The sequence below is a fragment of the Phycicoccus sp. Root563 genome (assembly GCF_001427915.1).
Taxonomy (GTDB): Bacteria; Actinomycetota; Actinomycetes; order Actinomycetales; family Dermatophilaceae; genus Pedococcus.
In genome coordinates this window covers 1,053,057-1,060,411 of sequence record NZ_LMGM01000001.1, presented here as the reverse complement: position 1 = coordinate 1,060,411, position 7,355 = coordinate 1,053,057, and the positions used below count along the sequence as shown (strand labels likewise).

Below are 7,355 nucleotides of genomic sequence, written 5' to 3'. Positions count from 1 at the left end.
GGCGCCGGCGGTCACGACCTGCTGGACCGGGGCGTCGTCCTCGTCGTCGTCGCGCAGGACGAAACCGACGTGTTGGGGGGTACGAATGTGAGGGATTTCTCGTCCCGCACCGCTCGGCGGGGCTGCTTCGGGCTCGAATGTCCGCGAGGCCCCTTCTGTCTCGTCAGGGATTCCAGATGAAGCCCAGCGGCGAGACTCTTCCACACCCGCAGGTTCCGCAACGATCGGAAGCACGGCAACGAGGTAGGCGGCACGTGTGCGCGACATCGAGGTCCCAGCGTCAGCAGCTGCCCGTACCAATTCCCGCACTGATGACTGTGGTTCACAGTTTCGATTGGCGATTCGAATGAACGCAGATGTCAGGTTGCTACGCGCAGTGACCACAATCAGCGAGTCAACCTCCGTACAGACGAGTTGCTCACCTGAAAGATCCATCTGGGATCGCACTTGGTCAGGAGTGCTCGCCAAACCCCCCGCAAGTTCGCGCAAGGTGGCCAAACCGCCGAGCGTCCTTAGTGTCGTCAGGAGTGTGGCTGTCCGCAGTTGGTTGTCTGCGTTGAGCAGAGGGTGATTCGCGGGTTGCCTTTCGGGATCATCGGACCCAGACCACACATGCCTAACTTCGGGCCGTTTCGCCAATGGTGCCTCTTCCAGTGCAGTGCTTGCGAGGGGAGGGGCGCCACTGTCGGATGACAGGGGCGGCCACCCTGCGGGATCAGTAAGCAACGACACAGGCTGCGTCCAGATCTAGGACTACTCCTGTCCACGAGGCCAGCTCCTGAAACTGTTCCAGGATAGGTGAAGCACATTGCCCACCCTTGTAGGACCGGGGCACGACGAGGACGCAAGCTCTGACATCGCGGGCTGATGCGGCCCGGAGTAGTGAGCACAGCGCCTCGTTGTTCGTTCGAGCTCTCCCACCGAGCACGTGAACGGAGACACAGAATTGACGGTCATAGCCGTCAGCATCCACTGACCCAGAACCACCTTGAGTCTGCGTGGGCAACCGGACGCCATCCGGGGGTAGCTCGACTCCCAATCCCTCCAGAGGCGCTCGAAGAGCTGTCACAACGTCGGCCGTTCGGATGCCGCCATAGGGCTCGACGGCGTACCCTGACTCAGCAACTGCCCCCGCGACGGCATTAAGAACGTCGGCCAGGTGGGGCGCGGTCGTCTCACGAAGCCAAATGATCTGATGCACAGTCGTCAAGGTGCCACAGCCTGCAAGGGCGATACCATCGGACTTTCGGCCAGATTGCGCCTAGATGGGGCTTATGTGCTTTTCAGGCACCTTCTTGATCACGCAATGCCCCAACGACGTGCTCAATCATGGTCGGCAATGGCTCGTGCTCCCAGACCCTCACGACCTGCCAGCCCAGGTTCTGCAAGTGCTGGGTTGTCGATCTATCGCGTTCGACATTGCCATCCAGCTTCCACAGCCACCATGCCCCGTTCCTCTTGGGGATGTGGCCATGATCGAGGCATCCATGCCAGAAGCAGCCGTCAACAAACACGGCAACGCGCTTTCGTGTGAACGCGATGTCGATCCTCCGGCGCGGGATGCCAGGAACCGGATGGTGCACGCGGTAGCGCAGACCCATCGCGTGCAAACCACGACGAAGGCTCATCTCGGGTGCGGTCTCGCGACGCGGGAAGGTCGACATCTTTCGAGCGAGCCATGGTTCGGGAGGTGCCAGGCGCGCGGGTTCCTGCCGACTCATGTGTCCAGAATGCCACCCGACGGATGAGTTATCCATGCAGTCTCAGCACACGGCTGTTCGCAATCGTTGAAGTGTCGGCGCTCGCCGGCTCGCCGCTCGCGATCCTCCACGGGCGGTTCGTGCTGCGACGAGTCCCGGGCTGGGGGCATGACAATCTGCCTTACGCGGACTCACACGTCCCCCGCCTCGTTAAGGCTGTTGGGCGTGTGGCGGGTGATGTCGGATCCGCGGCGTGCCGTCGTCGACCCGCGGCGACTGTTCCTAGCGGACTTCGGTGATCCCGGTCGTTATGCCCCAAGGGGCGGTGAACTTCTTAGGTGAGGGGGCTGGGGAGGAGGCGCGCGGTTCTGTCCGGGTGGATCGTGGGAGGCAGGGAAGTGGTGGCACGCCAGTGAGGAGTCGCATCCTGCAACCATGCGGAGCCGCATTGCTCCCGGAAAGTTGGCCCTTCGGACGATCCGGTTTCGGCGTGTCGCTGTCGCATCACCGCAAATCGGCGCAGTCGGTGGCAAATGGACGATCACCCCACTCTCGTTACTACTCGTGCCTCATGAACGGCCTGAAATGGCTGACTGGTGGGCAACGGGTGGCAATTGGTCGCAGGCCTCGCCTACTTGTTTCCAACTGAGACGTCACGCGAGAGCTCAAACTGCCGATCGGTGAGGCACCGGTGGCCAGAAGCCGGCGGGGGAGAGACGCTCAGGCTGGGGGTGGGAGGGTCACACCGAACCCAGCCACGGCCAACCGCAGCAACACCTGACCCGGCGCCAGCAGGTCGGCGATCCGGGCTGCACTGAGCACTTCGAGCTCGGCCAGCCGCGCGGAATACGCGGCCTCTCCCTGGACCCGCGCGCGCTGGAGCTCCATCGTGTTGTGCCACACCTTCTGTCGCGCTTCGCGCAGGAATCGCTTGGAGGACAACCGGTTCAGCGGTTGGAGCGCCCGATCGAGGAGGGTCGGCGGCGACACGGCGCCGAGCTCGGAGTCCTCCGCGGCGACCCGCGAGGAAAGGACACCGTCGATCCGTTCGTGGTCCCGAGCCCGCCGCGCAACAGCCACAGATGAGGCGAAGTCCGCGTCCGGGATCACCGCGAGCAATGCCTGGGGCAGGTCGTAGTTGATGTGTGCGTTGATGCCCAGCAGCACGTGCCGGAGCGCCGGCAGGGAAGCGGGCGCCCCGAAGGCCAGCGCCCACGGGCGGGGCACGGCAGGACTGCCGGACAGGTCGAGATCGAGGGCCGCGAGGTAGAGGTCGGCGAACGCCACGTCCCACCGTTCCACCCAGTCCGGGTCCTCGAAGCACGCGTTCGCAATCGCAGCAGCCACAGCCAGCGTCGTACGGCGGTACGTCTCGAGGAACACCCGCTGCGCGGCTCGTTCGGGAGGCATCCGGAGGAGTCGGTCATCCATGGCAGCAACCACTGCGGTGATGTCGCGACCGGGCGACGGATGGAGCATCTGACCCCCTGACGAGGTGGCCCTGCGCGACTAGTATCGGCCTCAGGACCGGCAGTTGTCAGCGGCTGCCATGGGCGACTCCGGCCGGGAAGTCAGGTGCGCCGTGCTGGGTCGCCACAGCCTCAGTCGCCACAGTCCGCGCGACTTCGATGCCGTCGCGCTGGGTCGCCTCGAGACGCAGGCGTGGGCGAGCTACTACCGGCGCGAGTGGGTCACCGCCCTGCGCTCGTTCGTCGGGATGGTCGGTGCCGGGTTCGGGCTCGGGCCGCGACTCACGCTCGTCGCGGCGTGGTACGTCCTGCAGGCCAATCGGGCGTGGGCTCCGGTGCCCGAGAACGACCCGGACGCTGCCCGGACCGCGATGCTCGGGTTCTACCGGCTCGTCCTGGCGCACTCGGACCTGACCTTCGACCCCGTCAAGGCCTCGGAGCTGGAAGTGGAGTGGTGGCGCCTCCACCGGTACCGCCAACGCGACCTGCCCGTCACCGCGGAGAGCGACGCAGCGACGACCGCCGTTGAGGACGCAGCCCATGGTGACGGTTCCCGCGCCGAGCTCGAGAACGCCCTGGTCGACCTCTACTCCCACGTCTACTCGGCACCGCGCGAGTCGATGCAGGAAGCCGCCCGGTGGCGCGCCGAGGCGATGGACCTCTCGGATGCCTGGGTCGCGGCGGGCTGCGACCTCACGGACCCCTGGCTCGCCGCCGAACGCCGTGCGCTCGTCGCCTCCTACTCCGCCCTCCTCGACGCCGTGAAGCGGCTCGAGGAGGTGGCGACGTGAGCAGCCACAGAGCCCTCGACGACCGTGTCCTGGGCACCACCCGCGCACTCTCCGCCTTCATCGCGCCGTTCCTGCTGGTGGCGTTCGTGATCCTCTACGGGTTCCCCGGGCAGACAGCGCGCGTGTGGTCGTGGCCGATCCAGGCGCAGATGACCTCGATGCTGCTCGCGTCGGCCTACCTCGGCGGTTGCTACTTCTTCCTCCGGGTCCTCCTCGTCGAACGTCGGTGGGTCGCCGTCCGCGCCGGGTTCGTCTCGGTGGCCCTGTTCGCCACGCTGCTCGGCATCGCCACGGTCATCCACTGGGACAAGTTCGTCCATGACCGGCTCGCGTTCTGGCTGTGGGCCGGGCTCTACTTCACAGCGCCCTTCCTCGTTGCTGCTGCCTGGTTCGTCAACCAGCGGTATGCCGCGCCGCCGGCACCGGACGCACCTCGTTTCGGTCGGGTGGCCCGGTGGTCCGTGGCCGGGGTGGGCGGGCTGGCGGTGCTGACCGGTCTGCTGATGTTCGCAGCCCCGGCACGGGCAGTCACCGTCTGGCCGTGGGCGCTCACGCCATTGACGGCGCGAGTCGTCGGGGCGACGTTCTGCCTGGGCGCGGCCGGCCTCGCCGTGCTGACCGACGACCGGTGGGACACAGTCCGGTTGATGCGACGGGTCCAGCTCGTGATGTTCGCGCTCATCCTCGTGGCCGCAGTCCGCGCCCGGCACGAGTTCCTCACCGACCGGCCGTTGACCTGGGTCATGGGCGCCGGCTTCGCCGCACTCTTCGCGGCGTCGGCGGCCTCGGCCGTGCGCGACCTGCCACGAGGTCAGGCAAAGTCCGCGACGTCCATGCCCAGCAGCACGAAGCCGTAGACCGCGATCGCGAGGTAGAACCCTCTTGCCACCAGGGTGCCCGTCGCGGAGGCCGCGAGGCGGTCATGCACGAGCCGACGCACCGCCAGCAGGACGGCGAGGGCGGCACCGACGACGAACGGCGTGCCGTCCGCAGCAGGTGCGTCCGACCGTTGTCGTAGCCACGCGGCATACGCCCTGAAATGCCCGAAGTGGTCTCAGGGTGACCCCTGAGTGGCCCCTGAGCCGGACCCCCAGAGGCGACGAAAACCGTTGTCCACCATCGGAACCGAGGCCTACCGTTGACGAGGACGGCGCCGGCAGGGGGTGCGACAACGCTAGGGAGAGGGCACGGGCATGGCGCAGACGCGGATGGGGGACGTCGGCTGGTTCGCCAGGTTCCCGTCGTCACGGATGACCAAGTGGTTCGTCGTCGGGTTCTGGCTGGTGGTGCTGGCCGCCGCGTTCGGCCCGGCCGGCAAGCTGCAGGGCGTCCTCAACAACGAGGCCGTCGCCTGGCTCCCGGCGAACGCGCAGTCCACGCAGGTGGTCAAGCAGATCGAGGCGTTCCAGAGCAAGAACGAGTTCCCTGCGGTCATCGTCTACGAGCGGGCGGACGGGCTCACCGCAGCGGACACGCAGGCCGTGACCGCGCAGGTGGCGAAGTTCGACGCCCTGGCGCCGGTGAAGAACGACAGCGTCGGCCCGATCCCGTCGAAGGACGGCAAGGCGATCCAGGTCATCGTCCCAGTCGACGCGGGCGACGCGGGCTGGGACTCGCTCGGTGCGACGGTCAAGGACCTGCGCACCATCGCCCAGGACCGCCCCGACGGCCTGTCGATGCAGGTGACCGGACCGGTCGGGTTCTCGGCCGACTCCTCAGAGGCGTTCTCGGGCATCGACGGGAAGCTGCTGTACAGCGCCATGACCGTGGTCATCATCATCCTGCTGCTGACCTATCGCAGCCCGGTGCTGTGGCTCATCCCCGTGGTCTCGGCCGGCACCGCGCTCTTCGTCGCGCAGGCCGTCATCTACTTCCTCGCCAAGGACGACACCCTCACCGTCAACGCGCAGAGCTCTGGCATCCTCACCGTCATCGTGTTCGGGGCAGGCACCGACTATGCGCTGCTGCTCGTCGCGCGCTACCGGGAAGAGCTGCGCCGACACGAGGACCGGCACGAAGCCATGGCCTTCGCCCTGCACCGTGCCGGCCCGGCGATCCTCGCCTCCGGGGCAACGGTCATCGCCGGCATGCTGTGCCTGCTCGTCGCGACGATGAACTCCACCAAGGGACTGGGCCCGGTGGCGGCCATCGGCGTCGCCGTGGGGCTGCTCGTCATGCTGACCCTGTTGCCTGCGCTGCTGGTCGTGTGCGGTCGCTGGATCTTCTGGCCGGTGAGGCCGTCGTACGGCTCGGTCGACCACACCCGGGACGGCGTCTGGGCCCGCATCGGCGCCCGGATCGCCCGGGCGCCCCGGCGCACCTGGGTCGTCACCTCGCTCCTGCTCGCGGTCGCCTCGCTGGGCATCTTCCAGCTCAACGCGGTGGGCCTGCAGAACAAGGACGCGTTCTATGGGACGCCGGAATCCGTTGTGGGCGAACAGGTTCTGGCGAGGCACTTCCCAGCGGGTGCCGGCTCACCGGTCCTGGTCCTCACGAACGCCGGGCAGGCTGCGGCCGTCAGGACGACCCTGCAGGGAGTGGAGGGCGTCTCGTCGGTCGGTGACCCGGTCACCAAGGGCGGCCGGTCGCTCATCCAGGCGACCCTCTCCGATGCGCCGGACTCCGACGCCGCGACGAAGAGCGTCGACCGGATCCGTGCGGCCATCGCAGGCGTCCCTGGTGCCGACGCGATCGCGGGCGGCGACACCGCCACCCGGGCAGACACCCTCCGCGCGTCCGCCGACGACAACCTGCGGATCATCCCGCTCATCCTCGGCGTGGTGCTGCTGATCCTCGTCCTGCTCCTTCGGGCGATCACCGCGCCGCTGATCCTCATCGGCACCGTGGTCCTGTCCTTCGGTGCGGCCCTCGGACTCTCGTCGCTGATCTTCCGGAACGTCCTCGGGTTCGCCGGGGCTGATTCCTCCCTGCCGCTGTTCGTCTTCGTGTTCCTCGTCGCGCTGGGTATCGACTACAACATCTTCCTCATGACCCGCGTGCACGAGGAGGCCAAGGAGATCGGCACCCGTCGAGGCGCCCTGGTGGGTCTGGCCGCCACCGGGGGCGTGATCACGTCGGCGGGGCTGGTCCTCGCAGGTACGTTCGCGGTGCTCGGGACCCTGCCCGTGGTCTCCTTCGCGGAGATCGGGATCGCGGTGGCCCTCGGGGTGCTGCTCGACACGCTCGTGGTCCGCTCGGTCCTCGTGACTGCGCTCAACCTCGACGCCAAGGGGCGCATGTGGTGGCCCAGCGCGCTGTCGCGCCGTGACGCCGCACTCGACGCCGCCGAACCCGCCAGCCCCGGGGAAGCCGCCGAGGAGGGCACGCCGGCGCTCGAACCTGCTCGCTGAACGGAGTGCTGGGCAGTCGGATTGCTGACCGGGCACGCTTCACGG

Annotated in this window: 6 protein-coding genes; 4 read left to right on the top strand and 2 right to left on the bottom strand. The window is 67.5% G+C overall.

What is annotated here, in order from left to right:
• On the top strand, nucleotides 1-180 hold a 180-nt coding region (locus tag ASD62_RS20580), incomplete at its 5' end, for a hypothetical protein (RefSeq protein ID WP_056915013.1).
• A gap of 1,103 nt (nucleotides 181-1,283) precedes the next feature.
• Here the strand turns inward: ASD62_RS20580 and ASD62_RS19650 are convergent.
• Together ASD62_RS19650 and ASD62_RS04975 are read right to left on the bottom strand one after the other, a co-directional pair.
• A complete protein-coding gene (locus ASD62_RS19650; protein ID WP_200956854.1) occupies nucleotides 1,284-1,664 on the bottom strand; it encodes a very short patch repair endonuclease in 381 nt (126 codons plus the stop codon).
• Between the two features lie 756 nt (nucleotides 1,665-2,420).
• Entirely contained in the window at nucleotides 2,421-3,179 is a 759-nt protein-coding gene (locus ASD62_RS04975) for a DUF5995 family protein (RefSeq protein WP_056915012.1), read from the bottom strand.
• Between the two features lie 103 nt (nucleotides 3,180-3,282).
• On the opposite strand from ASD62_RS04975, the gene ASD62_RS04970 reads away from it, so the two are divergent.
• From ASD62_RS04970 to ASD62_RS04960, 3 genes are all read left to right on the top strand, one after another.
• The gene (locus ASD62_RS04970) at nucleotides 3,283-3,960 is read left to right on the top strand and encodes a hypothetical protein (protein ID WP_235530632.1); all 678 of its coding nucleotides are present in this window, start codon (nucleotides 3,283-3,285) and stop codon (nucleotides 3,958-3,960) included.
• A complete protein-coding gene (locus ASD62_RS04965; RefSeq protein WP_056915010.1) occupies nucleotides 3,957-4,817 on the top strand; it encodes a hypothetical protein in 861 nt (286 codons plus the stop codon). Before ASD62_RS04970 ends, ASD62_RS04965 begins: the two co-directional genes overlap by 4 nt.
• Nucleotides 4,818-5,153: 336 nt before the next feature.
• Nucleotides 5,154-7,310, top strand: coding sequence for an MMPL family transporter (locus tag ASD62_RS04960; RefSeq protein ID WP_235530631.1), 2,157 nt, complete (start codon nucleotides 5,154-5,156; stop codon nucleotides 7,308-7,310).
• Nucleotides 7,311-7,355 lie beyond the last annotated feature (45 nt).

What these genes read in the sequence shown, in the direction of transcription:
- ASD62_RS19650 (WP_200956854.1), bottom strand. Translation starts at nt 1,664, where the DNA reads ATGTCGACCTTCCCGCGTCGCGAGACCGCACCCGAGATGAGCCTTCGT.
- ASD62_RS04975 (WP_056915012.1), bottom strand. Translation starts at nt 3,179, where the DNA reads ATGCTCCATCCGTCGCCCGGTCGCGACATCACCGCAGTGGTTGCTGCC.
- ASD62_RS04960 (WP_235530631.1), top strand. Translation starts at nt 5,154, where the DNA reads ATGGCGCAGACGCGGATGGGGGACGTCGGCTGGTTCGCCAGGTTCCCG.